The sequence below is a fragment of the Kribbella sp. NPDC050820 genome (assembly GCF_040653975.1).
Taxonomy (GTDB): Bacteria; Actinomycetota; Actinomycetes; order Propionibacteriales; family Kribbellaceae; genus Kribbella.
Window position 1 is genome coordinate 1 of sequence record NZ_JBFAHB010000054.1, and the last position, 20,367, is coordinate 20,367.

The 20,367-nt window shown below is 68.0% G+C and carries 22 protein-coding genes; 4 read left to right on the forward strand and 18 right to left on the reverse strand.

From position 1 onward, the window contains the following. Both AB0H36_RS33860 and AB0H36_RS33865 read left to right on the forward strand, forming a co-directional pair. The coding region (locus AB0H36_RS33860; RefSeq protein ID WP_360533103.1) for an acyl-CoA dehydrogenase family protein at nucleotides 1-232 on the forward strand (232 nt) is incomplete at its 5' end. Between the two features lie 2 nt (nucleotides 233-234). Continuing rightward, nucleotides 235-2,367, forward strand: a complete 2,133-nt coding sequence (locus AB0H36_RS33865; protein ID WP_360533106.1) for a CoA transferase — start codon at nucleotides 235-237, stop codon at nucleotides 2,365-2,367. Nucleotide 2,368: 1 nt separating this feature from the next. Here AB0H36_RS33865 and AB0H36_RS33870 read toward each other — a convergent pair whose 3' ends face one another. From AB0H36_RS33870 to AB0H36_RS33945, 16 genes are all read right to left on the reverse strand, one after another. Then, nucleotides 2,369-2,992 (reverse strand): NAD(P)H-dependent oxidoreductase, encoded by a 624-nt coding sequence (locus AB0H36_RS33870; RefSeq protein ID WP_360533109.1) that lies wholly within the window; start codon nucleotides 2,990-2,992, stop codon nucleotides 2,369-2,371. A gap of 4 nt (nucleotides 2,993-2,996) precedes the next feature. Next, complete coding sequence (locus AB0H36_RS33875) at nucleotides 2,997-4,232, reverse strand: acetyl-CoA C-acyltransferase (RefSeq protein WP_360533112.1); 1,236 nt, start codon at nucleotides 4,230-4,232, stop codon at nucleotides 2,997-2,999. Continuing rightward, complete coding sequence (locus AB0H36_RS33880) at nucleotides 4,148-4,831, reverse strand: DsbA family protein (RefSeq protein WP_360533115.1); 684 nt, start codon at nucleotides 4,829-4,831, stop codon at nucleotides 4,148-4,150. The genes AB0H36_RS33875 and AB0H36_RS33880 overlap by 85 nt, the downstream gene beginning before the upstream one ends. After that, nucleotides 4,828-5,688, reverse strand: a complete 861-nt coding sequence (locus AB0H36_RS33885; RefSeq protein WP_360533118.1) for a thioesterase family protein — start codon at nucleotides 5,686-5,688, stop codon at nucleotides 4,828-4,830. The genes AB0H36_RS33880 and AB0H36_RS33885 overlap by 4 nt, the downstream gene beginning before the upstream one ends. Beyond that, entirely contained in the window at nucleotides 5,679-6,449 is a 771-nt protein-coding gene (locus AB0H36_RS33890) for an alpha/beta fold hydrolase (protein WP_360533121.1), read from the reverse strand. Before AB0H36_RS33890 ends, AB0H36_RS33885 begins: the two co-directional genes overlap by 10 nt. Then, complete coding sequence (locus AB0H36_RS33895) at nucleotides 6,446-7,318, reverse strand: beta-ketoacyl synthase N-terminal-like domain-containing protein (protein WP_360533124.1); 873 nt, start codon at nucleotides 7,316-7,318, stop codon at nucleotides 6,446-6,448. Before AB0H36_RS33895 ends, AB0H36_RS33890 begins: the two co-directional genes overlap by 4 nt. After that, nucleotides 7,315-8,412 carry a beta-ketoacyl synthase N-terminal-like domain-containing protein gene (locus AB0H36_RS33900; protein WP_360533127.1) on the reverse strand — a complete coding sequence of 366 codons (1,098 nt, stop codon included), beginning with the start codon at nucleotides 8,410-8,412 and terminating at the stop codon, nucleotides 7,315-7,317. Before AB0H36_RS33900 ends, AB0H36_RS33895 begins: the two co-directional genes overlap by 4 nt. Continuing rightward, nucleotides 8,400-9,464, reverse strand: a complete 1,065-nt coding sequence (locus AB0H36_RS33905) for a beta-ketoacyl synthase N-terminal-like domain-containing protein (protein ID WP_360533130.1) — start codon at nucleotides 9,462-9,464, stop codon at nucleotides 8,400-8,402. Before AB0H36_RS33905 ends, AB0H36_RS33900 begins: the two co-directional genes overlap by 13 nt. Further along, nucleotides 9,461-10,666 carry a beta-ketoacyl-[acyl-carrier-protein] synthase family protein gene (locus AB0H36_RS33910; RefSeq protein ID WP_360533133.1) on the reverse strand — a complete coding sequence of 402 codons (1,206 nt, stop codon included), beginning with the start codon at nucleotides 10,664-10,666 and terminating at the stop codon, nucleotides 9,461-9,463. The genes AB0H36_RS33905 and AB0H36_RS33910 overlap by 4 nt, the downstream gene beginning before the upstream one ends. 15 nt (nucleotides 10,667-10,681) lie before the next feature. After that, nucleotides 10,682-10,939 (reverse strand): acyl carrier protein, encoded by a 258-nt coding sequence (locus AB0H36_RS33915; RefSeq protein ID WP_360533136.1) that lies wholly within the window; start codon nucleotides 10,937-10,939, stop codon nucleotides 10,682-10,684. Continuing rightward, complete coding sequence (locus AB0H36_RS33920) at nucleotides 10,936-11,436, reverse strand: hypothetical protein (RefSeq protein WP_360533139.1); 501 nt, start codon at nucleotides 11,434-11,436, stop codon at nucleotides 10,936-10,938. Before AB0H36_RS33920 ends, AB0H36_RS33915 begins: the two co-directional genes overlap by 4 nt. Then, nucleotides 11,433-11,858, reverse strand: a complete 426-nt coding sequence (locus tag AB0H36_RS33925) for a hypothetical protein (protein ID WP_360533142.1) — start codon at nucleotides 11,856-11,858, stop codon at nucleotides 11,433-11,435. Before AB0H36_RS33925 ends, AB0H36_RS33920 begins: the two co-directional genes overlap by 4 nt. Next, nucleotides 11,855-12,577, reverse strand: coding sequence for a 3-oxoacyl-ACP reductase FabG (gene fabG, locus AB0H36_RS33930; RefSeq protein ID WP_360533145.1), 723 nt, complete (start codon nucleotides 12,575-12,577; stop codon nucleotides 11,855-11,857). Before fabG ends, AB0H36_RS33925 begins: the two co-directional genes overlap by 4 nt. Further along, entirely contained in the window at nucleotides 12,528-13,667 is a 1,140-nt protein-coding gene (locus AB0H36_RS33935) for a ParB N-terminal domain-containing protein (RefSeq protein WP_360533148.1), read from the reverse strand. The genes fabG and AB0H36_RS33935 overlap by 50 nt, the downstream gene beginning before the upstream one ends. Before the next feature lie 220 nt (nucleotides 13,668-13,887). Then, nucleotides 13,888-15,153, reverse strand: a complete 1,266-nt coding sequence (locus AB0H36_RS33940; protein WP_360533151.1) for a cytochrome P450 — start codon at nucleotides 15,151-15,153, stop codon at nucleotides 13,888-13,890. Then, complete coding sequence (locus AB0H36_RS33945) at nucleotides 15,150-16,265, reverse strand: LLM class flavin-dependent oxidoreductase (RefSeq protein ID WP_360533154.1); 1,116 nt, start codon at nucleotides 16,263-16,265, stop codon at nucleotides 15,150-15,152. Before AB0H36_RS33945 ends, AB0H36_RS33940 begins: the two co-directional genes overlap by 4 nt. Before the next feature lie 117 nt (nucleotides 16,266-16,382). On the opposite strand from AB0H36_RS33945, the gene AB0H36_RS33950 reads away from it, so the two are divergent. Both AB0H36_RS33950 and AB0H36_RS33955 read left to right on the forward strand, forming a co-directional pair. Next, nucleotides 16,383-16,802, forward strand: a complete 420-nt coding sequence (locus AB0H36_RS33950) for a VOC family protein (protein ID WP_360533157.1) — start codon at nucleotides 16,383-16,385, stop codon at nucleotides 16,800-16,802. 49 nt (nucleotides 16,803-16,851) lie between these two features. Then, a complete protein-coding gene (locus AB0H36_RS33955; protein ID WP_360533160.1) occupies nucleotides 16,852-18,219 on the forward strand; it encodes a condensation domain-containing protein in 1,368 nt (455 codons plus the stop codon). 11 nt (nucleotides 18,220-18,230) lie between these two features. Here the strand turns inward: AB0H36_RS33955 and AB0H36_RS33960 are convergent, their stop codons facing one another. Then, nucleotides 18,231-19,106: a hypothetical protein gene (locus AB0H36_RS33960; protein ID WP_360533163.1), complete on the reverse strand. Its 876-nt coding sequence runs from the start codon at nucleotides 19,104-19,106 to the stop codon at nucleotides 18,231-18,233. A gap of 93 nt (nucleotides 19,107-19,199) precedes the next feature. Beyond that, complete coding sequence (locus tag AB0H36_RS33965) at nucleotides 19,200-20,366, reverse strand: hypothetical protein (protein ID WP_360533166.1); 1,167 nt, start codon at nucleotides 20,364-20,366, stop codon at nucleotides 19,200-19,202. Nucleotide 20,367 lies beyond the last annotated feature (1 nt).

Genomic DNA, 20,367 nt, shown 5'->3' on the forward strand with positions numbered 1-20,367 from the left:
GAAGACGCACAGCAGCTTCTCGTCGTGCGGTACGTCGGCCCGCACCCGCTCGGCGTCGGCCGGCAGCGGCGTGTCCGGGCTCATCACCGCAATCTTTCAGGTGCTGGGCGGCCTCGGCATGACCTGGGAGCATCCGCTGCATCGCTGGTACCGGCGAGCCCTGTGGATCAAGGTCTTCGGCGCTTCGTCCGATGAGCACTGCAAGCGCCTCGCCCAGCACGTACTGGACTGATCGTGCTGACCGCACCGCTGCGCGGCCTGCGCGTCCTGGAGTTGAGCGAAGGCATCGTCGGCCCGTACGCTGGCCGGCTGATGTCGATGCTCGGTGCAACCGTAGTCAAGGCCGAGTGCGGTGGTCTCGACGTCAGCCGGCGGACCCGGATCGACGTCAGCGACACCGTCGATCCGAGCCCGGTCTTCGTGCACCTCAACACGGGCAAACGATTGGTTCGGCGGACACCGGACGCGGTCGCGCATGGTCTCGCCTGGGCGGACCTGGTCGTGGCAGACGGGCCGCCACGTGATTCGCAGACAGATCAACCTCTCTGGCTGCACATCACCCCTCCCCCGCACCCTGACGACGAGGCGCTGGTGCAGGCGGCGTCCGGGCTGCTGGCCGCGAGTACCGCCGAGGACGGAACTCCGCTCCGCTTCCCCGGGTGGCAGAGTCAGTACCTGGCGGGCGCATATGCGGCAGTGCTCGCTGCGGCGGCGCTGCTCGGAGGGCACAGAACGGTCCGGCTGCCGTGGCATGACGTACTGCCGCTCGCGTTCGAGGCCCAGGCTGCTGCCGACCTGTACACCGCGACGGCACCGATCCGATCCGCCGCCGAGTCGGCCGCGAACGCCGGGCATCTCGCGTCAACCTTTCCCTCTGGGATCTTCGCTTGCGCCGACGGATTCGTCGTGCCCGGAACGGTCCGTCCAGTCGACTGGACCCGGCAGTGCAGTGTGTACGGACGGGAAGATCTGGCGTACGACGAACGGTTCGTCTGGGCCAACCGATGGTCGAACCGCGAGCGGCTCCGTGAGGAGATCAGAGACTGGTACCGGGCGCGAACCAAGCACGAGATCTTTGCTAGCGCGCTGGATGCCGGTTGGGCGCTTGGGACAGTCATGACTTGTTCGGACGCGCTGATGGATCCGCACCTGGAGGCCCGCCGCTTCATTCGGCCGGTGATCGGCGGTGACGGAGCCCGGACCGCAGCACGCCCATGGCGCTCCCGCCGTACGGTGGGAGCGCAGGCGACGAGTCTACGGAGCGCCGGAGAGGACGACCGCTGGTTCGCGACGCAGCCGGCCCGATCGAGGCGTACCAACGCGCCTGCACCGACGCTGCCGCTGGCGGGGCACCGCGTCCTCGAGCTCACGCTGGCTTGGGCCGGGCCACTGACCGGCAGCATCCTCGGCGCACTGGGCGCGGACGTCGTACGGGTCGAGACCGGACGTCGCCCCGACGGCTGGCGAAGTCGACGCCGGCTCGGTGATCTCGGCATCACGGTCCCGGCGGGGACCGATCCGGACACCTGCACCTGGGACGCGTCCGCGCAGTTCAACAGCGTGAACCGCAACAAGCGCGCTATCTCACTCGATCTCGACGAGCCGGCCGGAGCCGCGCTGTTCGAGCAGCTCGCCGCGCGGGCGGACGCGCTCGTGATCAACGTGTCCGCCGATGTCCTCGACAAGCGCGGTCTCAGGCCGGCCGTCGAGCGGCTGGTCGAGCGTGGTCTTGTGGTCCTCGTGATGCCGGCCCTCGGCCAGACCGGTCCCGCGGCGTCCATGCCCGGCTACGGCAGCACGATCGAAGCGCTCGGCGGATTCGCCGCGCGGTACGGAAGACCTGAGGCGGGCGCGGGCATCAGCAAGACCTACTTTCCCGACGCGGTTGCAGGAATCCACGGTGCCGCGGCAGTTCTCTTCGGGTGGCTCGGGCGTGCCAGCGACGGTTACGGCGACTGGATCGACCTGGCTCAGCACGAGACGCTGTGGCTCCAGCTCGGTGAAGGTCTGGTGTACCGGAGCCGCGATGGACGCGAGCCTCTGCGGCTAAACGCGTCCGCGCCCGGCCGCGCCGGGCCCGTCACCTCCATCACCTCTCGCTGGGAAACAGGTGAGCTGCTCAGAACGGGTCGCGCGGAGTACTTCGCGCATCCTGTCGCAGGTCACCGTGCGTATCTGACCCTGCCCGGGACCGTCGGGCCGCACCGCCTCACCAGCCGTCGGCCAGCGCCCTGCTTCGACGAACACACCGACGAAGTGCTCGCCGAGTGGATCGACCTGGACGCGGCCGCGATCGAGCATCATCGAGCGTCCCGAGTCATCGGTACGTTGCCGAAGCAGCCGAGGCGGCGCCGCTCTCCGCGGTAGGTCAGCAGGTCTGCCGCAACGCAGCGGCCAGCTTCGAACACGCGGCCTCAACCCAGGTATCGAGGAGCCCGTCGAGTTGCGGCATGTCGTCCACCAGCACCGACAGCCCCGGAGCCGGAACGGTCGCGCCCATGGCAACGAGGAGCGGCGCCAGAGAACGGTCCACGGCCATCCGATGCCGCGGGTCGGCGGCAGTCATCACTGGTACGGCGACAGTCCGACCCAGACCGTCCCTCGGTACCAGATCCAGCAGGAGCTTCAGCATGCCGCTGAACGACTCGAGATACGTGGGCGATCCGATGAACAGCAGTCCCGGCCGGGTCAGCTCCGCAATGGCAGCCTGTACCTCGTCCTGCTGCCCGTCGAGCGCGATCGGACTGAGCTCGCGCACGTCTACCAACCGTGCCGGCTCGATGTCGAGCCCTGTCGCACTGAGCTCCCGGCAGGTCCGCTGAGCCAGCTGCTCGGTCACAGCTTGCGTCCGGGACTGCCGACGGGGACTGCCGACCAGCACCGTGCAAGGCACCACTGCGCTGCCGTTCGCGAATTCATGCTGCGGCCTCTCCCGACCTGGCGTCCGGGTGCCGGCCGGGGCGACGATCCCCGCTCGCGCAATGGCAGACATACGGTCACAGCCTCTGCAGCACGGTCGCGGCCCCCATGGCTCCGCCACAGCACACGCTGACCAGTGCCAGTTCGCCGTCAGTCCGGTGGAGTTGCCTCGCTGCGTGCATGAGTAGGCGGCCGCCGGTAGCACCGAGCGGATGCCCAAGTGCAATCGCGCCGCCGTCGACGTTGATCTCTTCCGGGCTGCGCCCATATTCACGGCACCAGGCCAGCGGCACACTGGCGAACGCCTCGTTGATCTCGACGATATCCAGATCCTCGATGCGCACCCCGGCTTTCCGCAGGCACGGCGCAGTGGCGACCAACGGTCCGGTCAGCAACTCCGCGGGCGGCGAACCGCGCAGCACCTGCGCCCGAAGCCACGCCAGCGGTTGCAAACGCAGCAGTTGCGCCATCCGGTACGACGTCCACAACATTGCCGACGCACCGTCGGAGACCTGGGAACTGGTAGCCGCCGTATGACGTCCACCTCGCAGCACTGGTGGTAGTCGGCTCAGTAGGTCGAGAGCCGCAGGGCGCAAGCCTTCGTCGACGGTCAGACCGGCAACCGGCACCATCTCCGCACGGAAGCGCCCCTGCTCGGTTGCCACCGCGGCGCGTGTCTGGGAGAGCACTCCGTAGCAGTCGAGCTCCCGCCGGCCGAGCTGCGCCAGGTCCGCCACCCGCTCAGCGCCACCGAATTGCACACCACGCGGATCGTCCCAGGGATGGTCGTCGAGTTTCAGCGAAGCTATTCCGGCCGGCACATTGCTACCGGCCGGTGCCCGGCTCATCGACTCCACACCGCAGGCGATTGTCACCTGCGCGGCACCGGCGGCGATCAGAGCTGCCGCAAGGTGTGCGGCTTGTTGCCCCGAGCCGCAACTTGCGTCGATGGTCGTACACCCAGGCGAAGGGTCGTGACCGGTGGCCAGCCAAGCGTTCCTGGTCACGTTCAGTCCCTGGTCGCCCACCTGCGTGACGCAGCCGCCGACGATCTGGTCAACCATCGACGGTGAGATCCCGGTCCGTGTCAACAATGCCTCGATGACGTGCCGGAGCAACCCGACCGGTTTCCAGGCCGACAGCGCTCCGCCGCGCCGCCCGAACGGTGTCCGGACACCGTCGATGAGCACCGGCGTACTGGGTCCCAATACGGGTTTGGCTCCCGGCGTCACCCACAGCCTCCCACTGTGTCGGCGTCGTAGCTCTGCACCTGAGACGGCACCGGATCGGCGGGTGCACCCGTGGCCAGCCACACGTCGATGAAGTCGTCGACACGGTCGAGACCCCAGAAGCGGTGATGGCCGACGCGGAAGTAGGGAATCCCGAAGATGTCGTCGTGGTAGGCCCGTACGAGGGACTCGACGGCCTCGTGGCGAAGATCGTCCGAGTCCGGCGCCGCGACGGCCTCCGCCGCGTTCCAGCCGAGCCGGGCACAGACGTCCTCGATGACCGGCCGTTCGCAGATGTTCTCGCCGCGCTCCCAGCGAGCGGCCATGAGGGCATCGAAGAACTGCTCAGCCCGCCCCTGCCGCCGGTACAGCAACCAGGCCAGATGCGGCAGTTCCCACCAAGGATCGATGTCGACCGGCCAGCGGATGGTGAGCCCTAGCTTCCGGGCCTGCGCCCGGGTGTCGTGCAATATGTACAGATGCTTGGCCTTGCTCATCTCGGCGTAGTGGAACTCGGCGTCGCGGGCCTCGAGAAGCGACCGGGTCCGCTGGTCGGGATCCCAGTACGGGATCAGTTCCAGGCGCGAGAACGCGTCCGGGACCCGGCGGCGCAGCATGATCGAGGCCATCCAGCTGTACGGACTGCGGAGCGAGAAGTGCATCCGCGGTCCGGGCCGGCTCATCGCGCCGCTCCCGTCAGCCGGTCAATGAGTGCCTGGTCGAGCGTGGCCAACCGGCCGGTGCTGGGGCCGTGGCTGATTGCGTACCCGTGCGCGATGGAGGCCTCGGCCACCAACGTGTCGCCGACCCGGCTCGTCATCCGGGCCGCATAGGCCTTGTCCTTCCAGATGTCGGTGACTGCGAACCGGGATTCGATCATGTCTCCCATCCGGGCCTGACCGCCGAGCGTCACCCGCACCCGAGATACGACCGGGATCCATCCCCGCGCCTCGAGGACATCGGGGATCGCCAGACCGACACTGGCCAAGTAGCGGTCGACTAGCTCCTCGAGCGCGCCGACGTACGCCGAATGCTGGACTCGGCTGGAGAACTGGCAATGGAAGTACCGTGCGATCCAGTCGTGCCGGAACGCGCCGTCATCCGCGACGCCGGCGAGCGGCTCCCGGTGCGGAACGACATCAACGACCGCGGCGACATCGGCCGGCGGAGCCTGCCCGGTTCCGGTCTCGTCGACAAGGCATACGCGCAGCCGACCCTTCAGTACCAGTTCCGGTCCGGACTTGTGTGGCGCGCTCATGCGTACCCGGAACTCCCCTGCGCCTCGGGCTTCGACCTCAGCATGGACCGTGTCGTCGACTGTCAGTACGGACGGCAGGACAACGGAGCTGTCCCACACGCTGAGCGCTAGACCATATGCTTCGTACAGCCGTTGTGGTCCCCGGCCGCGATCCCGGAACCACTCCAGTACGGCTTCCTCGGCGATCGACATGAACTGCTTGAAGCCAATCCAGGTGCCGATGTTCGCACTGCCGTAGCGAGGGCGGAAGGTGGCGGCCGACTGCCGCTCGGTCACGAACATGCAGAAACTCCTTTCCACGCGCTGATTTCGTGGCAGAGCACTGCGACCCGTCCGGGATCGGCCAGATGAAGGTAATGGTCCTGGTCCGGCTCGACGACCAGGCGCGCATTGGGCAGCGCTGCTGCCAGCGCCGCACACTCGCCGGCGCGTGCCCGCTCCTCGGCGCCGACCACGACGGCGACCGGGGCCACGACGAGGCGCAGGTCGAGTCTGGCGCTGCGGAGGTACTCGTCGAAGACCGCGACGAATCCGTCGGCACCGACCCGGTCCAAGGTTCTGCTCACGACGAGTTCCAGATCGTCGGCCCGGATACCGGCCCTCAAGCGTACAGCGATCCCGTCGCGGATCTGTCGCTCGAAGGCGGCACGGGCGGAATCCCAGGTCTGCCAGGTGGCCCGCTGGGTCTGGCGATGGAAGAAGGGCGACAGCAGCAAGGCGGCCTGGATCTGGGGCTCCCGATCGCCTGCCATCAGTTCGAGCACCGCGTTCGCGGCGAAGGAGTGTGCGACCACGAGATCGGGCGACTGGTCGAGTCGCGCGAGTACCCGGGCGATCCAGCCTCCCGGCGACGCGTCCCACCGCCAGCCATAGTCGTTCCCGGCACACCAGGGCAGCTCGGCGCTGACACAGGACCAGCCTCGGCCCAATGCGCGCGCGACCGGATACCAGCTCGTATGCACGTCCTCGAGACCATGCAGTACGAGCGCCGTTCGTGCCGCAGGGGGACTCAGTCGATGCAGCACCGGCAGGCTCGCAATCATCTGCCCGCCCCGGCTCGCACGGTGAACGAGCGGTACCCGTAGGCAGCTCCGCCGTCGATCACCTGAACCGAATCCGCCCGGCCCGCGTCAACGGCCTGGCCGGCGACCGCGCCCAGTACGACGCCACGTGCTCCGTAGGTCGCGCCAAGGTGTTCGTCGATGACCAGCACACCTCCTCGAACTGGTGCGTCCGGTGCCGCGAGTACAGCGTCCGCCGCTCCGATCTGCGGACTCCTGCAAGCCGTGACCGGTCCCATGCTGATCCCCCCGTTCGCTGCTTCCAGAACGACAGAGGCAGCGCCACCGAAGAGCTGCCGCGTAGGCTTCAGCAGCGCGTCCGTGATGTCGTCGCGTGGTTCTACTCCGACCACGACGGTGCGCCGGCACCGGCCGGTGCGGATGAGCCGGGCGGCAATTGCCAACGCGTCGGAACCGGACGTCTCGCCTGAGCACACCGTTAGGTTGGGGCCGGCGAACCCGAACCGAATCGCCACGCTTCCGGCGATGACATTGCTCGACAGGTTCGGTGCGTCGAGCGGACTCACGTCACGCAGGCGACCGCCGTAGGCGGCCCTGGTCACGGCGCACACCGTGGCCAGGTTGCCGCAGTTCGAGCTCACGACGACGGCCGTACCGGTGTCCAACGACTGGTCGCGTCCGCGAGGTCCACTGCCCGGCGGCAGTCCGAGGGCTCGATGCACCGCACAGAGGGCGAGGAGCGTCGCGGGCTCCTTTCCCAGCAGCCCTTTGCGTCCGAGCAGCTCGCGTGCATTCGCCGGTGAGCAGGACGTCGGGGGCACCCATCCGAGCAGATCGGTGTCTGACCCGAGACCTGGAACGTGCATACTCCATCCGGTCAGCGCGATCATCGGCCAGGCCTCGCCAACAGTGTCACGGCGTTCACGCCGCCGAACCCGAACGCGTTCACCTGCACAACGTCGACAGCTGTGCCACGGACCGGTGAGCCGACCACCAGCCGAACGCCGGCCGCCTCCAGGACCGGACGGTCGAGTCCCGTGATCGGCGGAACCTCACCGGCGAACGCCCGTACGGCCAGGTCCAGATTCACCAGAGCGGCAGCTCCGGACGTGTGGCCGATGGCGCCCTTTCCTGCGGTCACGAGTGGACCCAGCGTCGAACCGAACACCTCACGGATCGCGGCCAGCTCGGTCGGGTCGTTCAATGCGGTCCCGGTCCCGTGCGCGACGACCAAGTCGATATCCGCGGGGCGGCAGCCGGCCCGGCGGTGCGCGTCGCGGATCGCCCGTACGATCCCGTCCCTGGACGGTGCTGTCTCGTGGAAGGCGTCGCAGCTCAGTCCGGTGGCGAGGATCCGGCCCGCGACCGGGCCCGTCCAACCGTCCGCGACCACCAGAGCGGCGGCTGCTCCCTCGCCGAGTAGGACACCGGTACGGTCGATGTCGAACGGACGAATCCTGGTGGTCCGGTCCGAGCTGACCCGCCCGATCATCGCCAGCATCGAGGCGGCGACGACATCCGTGCCGGCCGCGGCAACCGCCTCAGCCTCACCACTGTCGACCATGTCCTGCGCGATGGCGAGTGCGTGCCCAGACGCGCTGCAGGCGTTGGAGATGGTTGTCACCGGCCACAACCCCGGCAGCTGCGCGGAGACCGCCCGCCCGAAGTCGAGACACTCTGTATTCATCTCGCCGGCTTCCAGCGCCCAGCGTTCGAGCGGTCGGATCTCGCGGAGCCCGGTACCGACGACCACCGGGACCGGCCCAGCGCAGTGGCCGGCGACTGCCGCGAGGCACTCCAGGAGCGGCTGGGTCGCCGACCTCGGCAAGGCGACGTCGGACTGGTAGCCGTGGGAAACGTTCACCAGCGCCGGATCGACGTCAAGCAGCGGTCGGGCCCCGCTCGCACCTGTCATCATGCGGGCGAAGGTAGCCTCGCCGTCGCCGAGGCAGGTCCGAACCTCGATGCCGGCTAGGAGTGCCATGTTGCGCCTCGCAGGACCGCGCAACCGACCGCGCCCTCGACGCTGGACGCGAACAGCAACCCGAACGGACGGACGACCGCCCCGGCCGCAGGCGAACTCAGTAGCTCGCTCAGCGCGATCAGCTGCCGCGCCGGGCGGGCCAACTGGTTGCTGTCAGCAAGATTTACGTCGGGTTCTGCCAGTCCGGGATCGACCAGCCACGACCAGGTAGAAGTCGCAGCCGCCTCCGCACGCTGCTCTGCGGTGAGCCCGACGACTGAACCGACCTCGGTGATGGAGGCCCCGGCGTCGGAGAGGGCGCGCAGCGCACACCGACCGAGCGCGTCAATCCGCGACGCGCTCGACGGTGCGAACCCGATCGCGACGCCACTCACCCACGGCCTACTCGCGCGATCCTCGCGTGCCGCACGGAGAACGAACAACGCGCCGCCCTCGTCGATGTCTCCGCTCGCTTCGCTCCGATACGAGACCCAGGCACTGACGGGGGTCAGCTCGTCGATGACACCTGCCACCAGCAGGTCAGCCTGATCGGTCTCGAACAGACTCGTCGCGTAGTGCAACACGGAGAGAAACGCCATCGGCCCGCCGGCGACGGTGGCGTTGACTCCGGTCAGGCCGAACCAGATCGCCGCCTGACCGGCCGCTCCGTTCATCACCGTGTTCGGGAACAGACCCGGATTGACGAGGTGCGGTGGGTGCTGAGTGAAGGTCGCTACGGAGTACTCGACCGAAGACTGAATGCTTCCGGCGGTGGTACCGAGAATTACGCCGGCCCGGGATCGGTCGATGCTGTCGAGGTCGATACCCGCGGCTCCGAACGCGGTGCGAGCAGCCAGCACCGTCAGCGCGGTCCGGCGGTCGAAGAAGCCGGTACCCTTTCGGCCTAGCTGTCGCCTGACGTCGAGATCGACTGCTGAGTACGCCGTACCTGGTGGGAACGGCGCATCCTCCCAGCGGGCGGCCAGCTCAGCGGCCGAGATACTGCGGACCGGTTCCTTACCTGCGCCGATGTCTCCCACCGTTCCGACGCCGAGGACCTCAAGGGCGGTCACAGTGCCTCCGCCAGGATCACGATGGCGTTGTTGCCGCCAAAGGCGAAGCTGTCGTTCTGGGCCATCCGGACCCGCTGCGGCCGGGCATAGTTCGGTACGGGGTCGATATCGGTGAGCTCGGGATCGGCAGTCCGCCAGTTGATCGTCGGTGGCAGGAATCCCGCCGAGATCGCGAGCGCGCAGGCGATCGCACCGAACGCGCTCGCCGCGCCCATCGTGTGCCCGAGCATCGACTTGATCGAGCTGATCGGTGGGACCTGCGCGCCGAACACTTCGCGCAACGCGGCTACCTCGGTCCGGTCGTTGGCCGGCGTACCGGTGCCATGAGTGCAGACATATTCGATCTCGTCGGGCGTGATACCGGCCCGCCGGTGGGCCAGACGCATACAAGCGGCGATGCTGGCCGCGTTCGGCGCCACCATGTGGGCAGCGTCGCAATTGAGGCCGTAGCCGAGAATCTCGGCGTACACCCGCGCACCACGCGCCTCGGCGCTTTCGGCGGACTCGAGTAGCAGCATCGCGCCGCCCTCGGCGGTCAGGATGCCGGTTCGGTCCCGGTCGAACGGCGCGCACACGGTCTCGGCCACGGCTCCCAGCCTGACGAAGCCGGCGTGCGCCCAGCGACAGACCGAGTCCGCGCCGCCGGCCAGCATGAAGTCGGCCCGGCCAGCGGCGATCGCATCGAAGGCGTGCCCCAGGGCATAGTTGCCGGCCGCGCACGCGGTCGCGATCGTCACCGACTCACCGCACAGGCCGAACTCCTCACTCACCGCTGCACTCAGCCGCGCGGCCGGCAGCTTCCGGGCCGCGGGTGCCCCCATCCGGTGATGACCTTCCCGCGCGACGCACTCGCCGAACTGGTCGACGATCTGCGACTCGCCGCTGGTCGTCCCGATCACGACACCGCAACCCTGTGCAACGAGCATCTCCCCGTCGGCTCCGCCGTCCTCGACCGCGAGCCGGGCCGCGGCCGTGGCGAGCAGACTGGAACGCCCCCACTGCCTCAGGTCGAGAGCGCGAACCAGGCCAACGCCGTCGAAGTCCTTCACCTCTCCGGCCAGGCGACGGGGAAAGCCCGACGCGTCGAAGCCTGTGATGGCCGAGATTCCTGAGCGACCACAGCGCAGGCCTTCGGTGAAGGCCGGTACGCCGATGCCGATGTTGGACACCGGCCCGACTCCGGTGATCACGACCCGCCGCATGAGCCGGTCCACCCGCTACTCGGACCAGCCCGCATGGCCGGCCGTGACGGTGTAGACGGCGTCCAGGTTCTCCATTTTCTCCAGCTCGGACTGCGGGATCTCAATGTGGTACTTCTTCTCGATCCGGGCGAGCATCTCGATCGCCCGCAGCGAGTCGGCCTCGTACTCCTCGACGAAGTTGCCGTTGCCGGTCAGCTCCTCGGGTTCGAGCTCGAGCACGTCGGCAACCAGTTCACGGAGTTCTTCGTAGTGGGTGGTCGACACCTCGGTCATGGTCGGTTCTCCTCTGTCGTTGTCGCGCCTCTCAGGTCGCAGGCGGGGGTCGGTAGCTCGGCCGGGGTACGGCCGACCGCGAGCAGCGAGTCGACTTGAGCCACGACCGTGCCTCGGACCTCGCTGGTAGCGCTAACCATCGCTGACGCCGGTCCGCGATGGTGCAGGGTGACCCGGTGCCGCAAGGCGTCGCCGGTCCAAACCTGCCGGAACATCCGGAAGCCCCGGACGACGGCCAGCATCGGGATCAGGTCGACTCCAAGCGTTGTGCTGGCCATCCACAACAGCACCGCCGCCTGCCCCATCGATTCCAGCACCAGAGCGGGCGGGTACGCCGCACCCGTGGCGAAGCAGGGTTCGCCGGCCCGAACGGTGTGGACGGCAACGAGGCTCTGTCCGGCGGCCAGCGACTCCACCCGGTCGACGAGCAACATGTCCGGCCCGTGCGGAAGCCAGCACGGGAGTTCCTCGAGTGGCGTCACGCGGGAGGGTTTCATCGCTGTGGCTCGATCGTAAGGCGCGCGGTGGCAACAACTCGACCGGCGCGAGTGACCCTTGACCGGACGCTGACCGCACGGCACCCAGGAGCGATCAGCTCGGACAGATTCCGCTGCGCACTGATCTCCAGGCGGTCGCCCGGGTATACCGGCGCCACCAGACGCAGCGCGCAAATCTTCGTCACAGCCCAGGGCACGGGGGTCTGGTCGACGAGCTCGAGCGCCAGCCGGCCGCAAAGCTCGGCCACAAAGACACCGGGAAAGACCGCGAATCCCGGGAAGTGGCTGCGCTGGTACAGACCGTCGCTGGGGACGTTGACTAGACCCACGACGTTGCCATCGGCAGCCGCGTGCTGGGTCACCCGGACGGTCGCGAGCGGCGAGGCGTGTCCGAGCCAAGGGCGGGTCGCGGCGGCCGTCACAGGACGATTCCTCCGTCGACTTGGATCACCTGTGCGGTGATGTAGCCCGAGCTCGACGACAGCAGGAAGGTGATCAATGCGCTGACGTCTCCGACTGCGCCGAACCGCGCAAGAGGGATCGCCGCCAAGGCCTGCTCGCGCTGCCGGTGCGACAACCCGGCGGTCATGTCGGTCTCGATGAATCCCGGTGCGACCGCGTTCACCCGTACTCCGAACGGCGCCACCTCCTTGGCCAGCGCTTTCGTCAGTCCGATGATCCCGGCCTTGGAGGCCGAGTAGTTCGTCTGCCCACGGTTACCCTGCACGCCGGCGGCCGACGAGACGTTCACGACTGCACCACTGCGTCGCTTGAGCATCCGGTACGTCGTCGACCGACAGACGTTCCACGTACCTGTCAGGTTCGTCTCGATCACCTCCGACCAGTGCTCCGGCGGCATCGTGACCGCGAGTCCGTCCCGGGTGATTCCCGCGTTGTTCACCACGCCTCCGATCGGGCCGAGCGTTTCCTCCGCCCGCGCCACGAACTCGTCGGTGCGGGACAGTTGCGCGACGTCGCAGCTCACCAGCAAGGATCGTGCGCCGAGAGTCCCGAGCTCGTCGGTGAGTCGACGAGCCGCGGCATCGTCGCGGGCGTAGCAGCCGCTGACGGCGGCGCCACGACGAGCCAGGTCAAGCGCGACCGCTCGTCCGATACCGCGACTGACTCCCGTGATCAGCACGTGGGCCGGCAACTGGGGATCGACTGTCACTGTGAGGCCTCTCGTCGGATGGCTCGTCGGCACGATTCCGGGCCCGCTCCTCGACAACCGTTGCGAGCAAGGCCCATTCGTTGGAGACCGTTCTCGCGAGCTTGGCGAGCACGAAGTCGCAGTGCGGCTCCAAGCCCGACAAGGCCTGTAGCCAGCCGTCCACACCCGAGGCTCGGCCGCGCAGCCAGCGGAGCAGGTGGCGCCCCGACTCGGTGAAACGCACCGACGGGTCGTTGCACAGCGTCTCCAGCAGTCGCCCCCGTTCGCATCCGTCGATGAAGACCTGCACCGGGTCCTCCGGCGCATCGTGGTCGGGCATCAGGTCCGGCGCCAGGTCCGCGTCGCCGGACACCGCGCCGCGGACGGCCCGCGGAACCGGGTGCGCACCTCGCCGCAACCGCTCCTTCACGTCCCTGGCCGTGCCGACCGAGATCCCCGCCGCGGCCGCCACCTGCCGCAGCGTGGCGTCGGGGTTGGACCTGAAGATCTCGCTGGCCTTCAGCCGTCGCGCGCCGCCGTCGGTCGGCCGTACCCTGCCGTCGCGGCCGATCCGTGGCTCTGGCCCGTCTGCTACCTGGAGCCTGCGACGCAGGTGCGCGACGGTCGACGCCGACAACCCGCAGACCGCGGCCAACCGGCGATCGGACCACTGCGGAAACGCGGTGAAGATCCGGACGGCCGCCGCACGGCGATCAGCGAGCGACAACGGCAGGCCGTGGCTGTTGTTGGCCTCGACCGCGAGGACGAATGCGACTTGCTCGTCGCCGTGGAACCAGAGCACAGCGATCGTTGTGTCGCCCCGCCGGCGAGCAGCCTCGACCCGGTGTTCGCCGTCGATCACCCGATGGGTCTCGGCGTGAACGACGATAGGTGGCAGTTCACCGCCGAACTCCGCGAGCAGCCGCACATGATCGGGATCGATCCCGCGCAACCGGGGTGAGTCGGACGCGGTGATCTCGGCCAGCTCGAGCTCGCCAGGCAGCAGGCGGGCGGTGGTCAGATTCGGTACCCCATGGCCGGCAGCCGGCGATTCGGGATACTCCTGTCCAGATTCAACCATCCATCCCCCTACAACTGAGCGGAAATGCCTGTCTTTGGACCCACACAGGAGAATATGCAGTCACTGTTCAACCGCAGATATCACACAGTTGAACACCGTCCGGAGTCACCCGCCCAGCGAATTGCAGGTTGTTGCAAATTCCTGGCGGGGCGCCGACAGCGGCTCAATCGCTCGCTATACTTACGGATTCGCGGATGCTCGACCGATCGCGGCCGCACCACTATTGCTCGCGGACGACCATCTGAAGCTCACGGATTCCGTTCATGAAGTTGGACTCCAGGCGCACCGGATCGGCACTGCGACCGAGCCGTGTCAACCACGGCCGGAACGCGCCGAAGAGTGCGACGGCTTCGGCCCGCGCAACACGCCAGCCGAGACAGAAGTGTGGCCCAACGCCAAATGCGAGGTGCGGATTCGGAGACCGTCGCGGATCGAATCTGTCGGGCTCGGCGAACGCACTCTCGTCGCGGTTCGCGGAGACGTAGTACAGCACTACCTTGTCACCGGCGGCGATCGGCTGCGAGCCGAGGACCGTGTCGCAGGTCGCGGTCCTGCGGAACTGCATGATCGGCGTCGACCAGCGGAGCAGCTCGTCGACGAACGTCGGCAGCAACTCCTCGTCCGCAGCTAGCCCACTGGCCAGCTCCGGAGCAGCTGTCACCAGCTCCAGCCCGGCCGAGAGCAGATGCCGCGTCGTCTCGTTCCCGGCGACGATGAGCAGGAGCCACAAATGGCAGAACTCGAGCTCGGTGAGGCGCCGCCCATCGGCCTCCGAACAGACCAGCCTGCTCACCAGGTCGTCCCCCGGCCGATCGAGCCGGTCAGCCCGGATAGCGGCCGCGTAGCCGAACGCGTCTGCGATCGCCTGCTTGAACACCCGAATGTCGCCGCCGCCGAAGGCCGGATCGTCGAAGCCAACGAGTGCGTTGCTCCATTCCATGAACAGCCCGCGGTCCTGCCGTGGCACGCCGAGAAAGTCGGCAAGTACCAGCAGCGGGAGCTCCGCGGCCACGTCGGCGATCGCCTCGAAGGCCCCGGCCCGTACGGCCCGCTGTACTACCGCCTGCGCGTGCCGCTCGATCGACTCCTGCATCGCGCGAACGGCCCGCCGGTCGAGGACCTGGGTTACTCGCTCGCGGTACGCACGGTGCTCCGGGGCGTCCATGCCGACCAGCATCCGGCGCATCCGTTCAAGGTCGCCGCGGGACTGCGGTTCGGGAAGGAACGGGCCTCGGACAGCCGACGAGAACAGCTCCGGCCGGCGCGACACCTCGTCCACGAGCGCGTGCGACGTCACGGCCCAGAAGCCGGGGCCTCGTGACGATCGGACCACATCACCCGATCGGCGCAGGACCGCCGGTTCCTCGATCCACGCGACCGGGGCTTCCCGCCGCAGTGTCCGGAAGAGCTCGTACGGCGGGCCGGTCTGGTACGTTCGTGGCTCGGCCAGCGCGTCGTACGACATCGATCGCCGCGCCGCGGTCATCCGCCACCACCCTCGGTCCCTACACCGGCGGGTTCGGCCGGGAGCAGACCACGCGCCCGGAGGATGGGCAGCACGCCCTCCGCGAACCAGTAGGCTTCCTCGAGGTGCGGCTGTCCGGAGAGGATGAACTCCGTCACGCCGCAGTCGTGGTACTCCTCTATCCGGTCGGCGACCTCGGTGTGCGAGCCGACAAGCGTCAGGCCCGACCCTTGCCTGGTCAGGCCTTGTCCGGCCCAGACTCCCGGGTGGATCTCCAAGTTGCGCAGATCACCGTTGTGCAGGGCAAGGTTGCGTTGCTGACCGTGCGAGTCGCTCTGCGCCAGTCGCTGTTGGGTCCGCTCGATCAGCGCCGGATCGACAGCTGCGAGGAAGCGCTCGGTCTCCGCCCAGGCGTCCGCGGATCGATCCCGGGTGATGACATGGAACCGGGTACCGAAAGAGATGTCGCGCTCGGCTGTGTCGAACCCGTCGACAATGGCCCGGTGGTCGCTCGGACGCTCGGCCCACGACAGCAGAACATCGGCATACCTGCGGGCCAGCCGGTGCGCAGCCGGCGACGAGCCGCCGACGTAGATCCGCGGCAGCGGATCCGGACGGCGTACGACGGTGGCACCCTCGACGTTCACGTACCGGCCGTGGACGTCCACCTTGCCGGTCCACGCTCCGGTCATTACCTGCAACGCCTCATCGGCCCGGTCGTACCGCTCGTCGTGCTCGAGGTGGTCGCCATACCGCCGCTGCTCCTCCAGATCGCCGCCGGCGACAACGTTCAGCAAAAGCCGCCCGTTCGACATCCGTTGCAGGGTCGCGGCCATCTGCGCGAGCAGCGTCGGACTCATCAGCCCGGTACGGAACGCCACCATCAGCCTCAGCCTGCGCGTCTCCTGGCTGAGCGCGGCGGCAACCAGCCACGGATCCTCGCAGAACAGACCGAACGGAACGAGTGCACCGTCGAACCCGAGCCGATCGGCGGCACGTGCCACCTCCACGAGGTAATCGAAGTCCGGATCGCGCCGCCGGTCGGCGGCCGCCGGACGGCGCCCAGGCACAGGGCGCCCTGCCGCTCGCCCGTCTCCGTGAGACGGGACGAACCAATGCAGACGGATAGGCACGCACTCACGGTAGGCGCGAGTCCGGTTCGGCCGGGACGACGCCCAACCCTGGCCGCACCGACGGACCGGGTTGCCCTCATCGAGCGACTTTTGCAGGCTGGGGGCCGGAGGTGCTGGATGCGTTCCAACCGATCAATGCCTGTCGACGTACTGATCCCTGTGCTGGGCTACCCCGACGTGTCCGAGGCCGTCGAGTGGCTGACGGCGGCGTTCGGTTTCAGGCTGCGCTGGCAGATAGCGGACCACCGGGCTCAGCTTGCCGTCGGCCCGACAGCCGGTCTCGCCATCGTGCAGTCCGACCCATCCGCCAGCGCCCAGGACGAGATGATGGTGCGCGTCGATGACATCGACGCGCACATCCTGATCAGTCGGGCGAACGGCGCCGAGATCACGCAAGAGCCGACAAACCACAAGTACGGAGAGCGGCAGTACGTCGCCCGCGACCACGCCGGCCGGACCTGGTGCTTCAGTGAGTCGATCGAGGACCTGACTCCGGAGTCCTGGGGCGCGAGCGAGGGGCCGGGTCTCCAGAGCTGACCCATCGGCGTCGCATTGCCTCCCGGGGAGCAACGGGAGGGAAGCAAGCATGCATGGCGCAGCGACGACGGAGATCGCGGTGCCGGCGTCGCCGGCGCAGCGGAAGTTCTGGCAACTGCACCGGGAGCATCCCCGTACCAACGCGGACAATCTCGTCGGTTCACTGGAACTTCCCGACGCCGCGGACCTCTCGATCGTCTGCGCGGCGATGAAGGCTGTGATCCGGCGGCATGAGGTGCTCCGCACCAAGTTCGACCTCGTCGGCGGCACGCTGGTTCAGTTCATCGCCCCCGAGGTGCCGTTCGAAGCCGCTGAAATCCGCCTCGGGGGAACTCCCGACCACGTCGCCCCCGACGCCCACCAAACCGACCTGCTGCGCGACATGCTTGATCGACCGTTCGACTTCGGGCGAGCGCCGGCGGTTCGGGCCGCGCTCGTCTGCTTCACCGGATCCGCCACCCGGATAGCTGTGATCGTGACGAATCACGCGATCGCGGACGGTTGGTCGTTCGGTCTCGTGCAGCACGAGTTCCGCGACGTCGTCGACGCCCTCTGCCGCGGCACCGAGCCGCGCCTTCAGCCGGTCAAGCAGTTCCGTCAGGTCGCTGCCGAGCGTAGTCCGGAGCGACCCGACATCGCGCGTCAGCTGGCCTATTGGACGAACCAGCTGGCCGGGGTCCGGACGACGTTGCCAGTGCGCACCCGGCAGGACCGTGCCAAGGTGTCCAGGGAAGACCTGCGAGATCAGCCGCTCGCGCTCGACGGCGGATCCTGGGACCAGCTTGTGCGGATGCAGCGCAGCGTTCGAGCCTCGTTGCCGATGCTCTATACGTCCGCGCTCGCAGCCAGCCTCATTGCCCGGCCCAGCCAGGAACTCGTCATCGGCACGGTGTACAGCAGCCGACGGCCGGTCGAGAACGAACACGTCGTTGGACTTCTCGTGAACGTATTGCCGTTACGGATCAGCGTCGACCGGTCCACGACCGTACGCGGTCTGATTGACCGGGTCCGGCAGGTGACGCTGGAGGCTTACGCCCACGCGGATGTTCCGATGGACCACGTGACGAGCTCACTGGGATTCGGGCGGCCGGTGCTCGGCGGCGGTCCGCCATTGTGGGAAGCCGCGATCAACATCACGCCGGGCCCCGCCACGCCGTCCATGAAACAGGTTTCCTCCGGGTTCTCCCAGTGGTTGTGGTCGATCCGGAGCCGACCATCGATGGAATGCTGGGACGGCCGCATCCTGGAACTGATCACCTTGGGATCGCTCCCCCACCAAGGCGTGATTCGCTACAACTCCGCGATCCTCCCGCCGCAGCAAGGCGCGCTGGTCGCAACGAAGATCATCACGTTCCTGCGCGAGCTGCCGGCAAACTTGGACCAGCCGGTGAATCGACTCTTCTCCGTCGGCGCCTGACGTGCGGGGGCCTAGGCTTCAACGAGTCGCCGCAGCAGCATCGCCAGATTCTCCGCATCGTGGTCGGTATACCTGCCGTAGTGCGACGGGTGCGCGAGGCGAAAGGCGCAGAACTTGAGGTTGCTGGCCCATGAGAAGCGTTGCAGCACATCCGAGTGCGCCATCTCGTCAGCCGTGATCGGTCCCTCGTCCAGGTAGGTCTCCAGGAACAGGTCCCGGCACCGGCCTGAGAAGAAGTCCGCCCAGAGCAGGACGTCCCACAGCAGTGGCGCGAACGTGACGGAACCCCAGTCGACAAGTCCGAGTTCACCCTCGGCGTCCCGAAAGAGGTCAGGCTCGTCGTTATAACAAGCTCCCCAGGTCACCTGCTCGAGGGAGCGAACCTCCGCAAAGGCGGCGGAGACGACGGGACGAACCTCGTCCTCGAACTTCATCCCCATGTCGAGGTTGAGATCGTCGGCTCTCCGCATCGGCCCATCGAAGTCCTTGCTCGCGCAGTGGACCTTCGCCAGCAGTCGGGCGAGCGGCCGCGCCAGGCTGTCGTCGACCATCGGCACCGGTTCGCCGTGCACTGGCTGCATGACGGCGAGCGGTCGCACCAGACGCCCGTACGGGGCCATCACCGACACCGCGCCATCGGCCGTGCGAAGTGGCGCTGACGTCTGTACGTTGGACCGCAGATTGACCCTTTCCGCCACTATCAGCCCGGCCTCGAATTCTACCCTGCCGGTCAGCGCCAATTTGGCCAGCAAGGGCGGCGAATCCGCCGGACGGACGTCGAATAACACCGAATTTCCGCCCTGCCGTGGAGCGAGTTTCAGTGTGATCGGATCGGTCAGTCCCCAGTGGGACCGCAGAATGCCCGGATATGCGTCGTCAATGGTCATGGAACCTCATCATTTAGGTCTTCGCCGCAGCTCGATCCGGTCCGTTTGACAACGCCGGAAGTATGTCACGACCGGATGTGCGGCCGGTGATGTTCAATCCCGAGGCGGATCCAGTAGCCAGCGGAGACCTTCGGCCATCCTGGCGGCAGCGGTCTCGAACTCGTGGCCCGTCGGCCCCAGGTCGGTCCGTACGTCGACCCCTCGCCGGGCCAGCTCAGCGGACAGCGCCAGGGTCTGACTCAGTGTCCCGAACTGTCCGTCGCCCTCGAACAGACCGGCCGCAAGGTAGGCCCGGTGCGGCAAGGCGGGCGCGTCCTGCAGCCAGGCCAGGGGCACCGGCTCACCCGGCGCGACAGTGAAGTTCATTGTCTGGTCGAGGTGGAAGGCACCAGACAGTAGAACGACCCGGGCGAACAGCTCAGGGAGACGAACCGACGTGGCGAGCGCTGCCTTCGCACCCGCACTGAATCCGGCCAGAACCACGGGCACGCGATCGTCCGGCGCAGCGGAGCCGACGATCTCCTCCAGAAACCTGGTGAATCGCCCGTCAGCGTCGGCCAGGTCGTGGAGCCGGCGGGCCACGCTACGCGCCGCGACGTGCAGCCCGAGAAATGGCACCGCGTCGGACTGCGCGTGCACATCGTCGAAGAGGACGCTTGGATCTCCCCACTCCCCCGAGCTCTCGACCAAGACCACCACTGCCTGCGGGCTCTGCGTGGGCAAATAGGTCGTCACCGCCACCTCGTGCGACAGAATTCCCGGCGCTGCGAGCTCAGTGCTCGCCACGCCGTGCCGGAGCGCGCCGTACCGCCGTCTGCCCATCAGTGCGACGGCTCCAGGAAGCTCGAGGACCGAGGTCAGGAAGAAGGTCTTGGCAACCGGGCTGCGCTGCAGCCGGGGATTGAAGGGATCGACCCGCCGATGCCGCAGGTCTCGCAGCAGGTGCGCAATGCCTTGCCCGGCCGACCGGCCGCTGTCGGGATCGATCGAGTACCAGTATCCAACCCTGGTGCCGGCCGGGAGCTCGACCGGCAGGACAAACGTTCCGTCGCCGGCATCGTGCATGTCGGCGATACCCTCCGGCAGCGCGGGGCAGATCAGCAGAACCCGCCGCGGTGTGAGCCGCTCATCGGCGAAGACGAAGGTGATCCGGTACCGGTGGGGGGTTCGCGCGAGCTCGACGACCGGTCCGCGCGCCGCGCGCGCGAGCTGCCGGTACCGGCGGCCGCCCGTTCTCTCCGGAACCTGCTCCGCAGACATT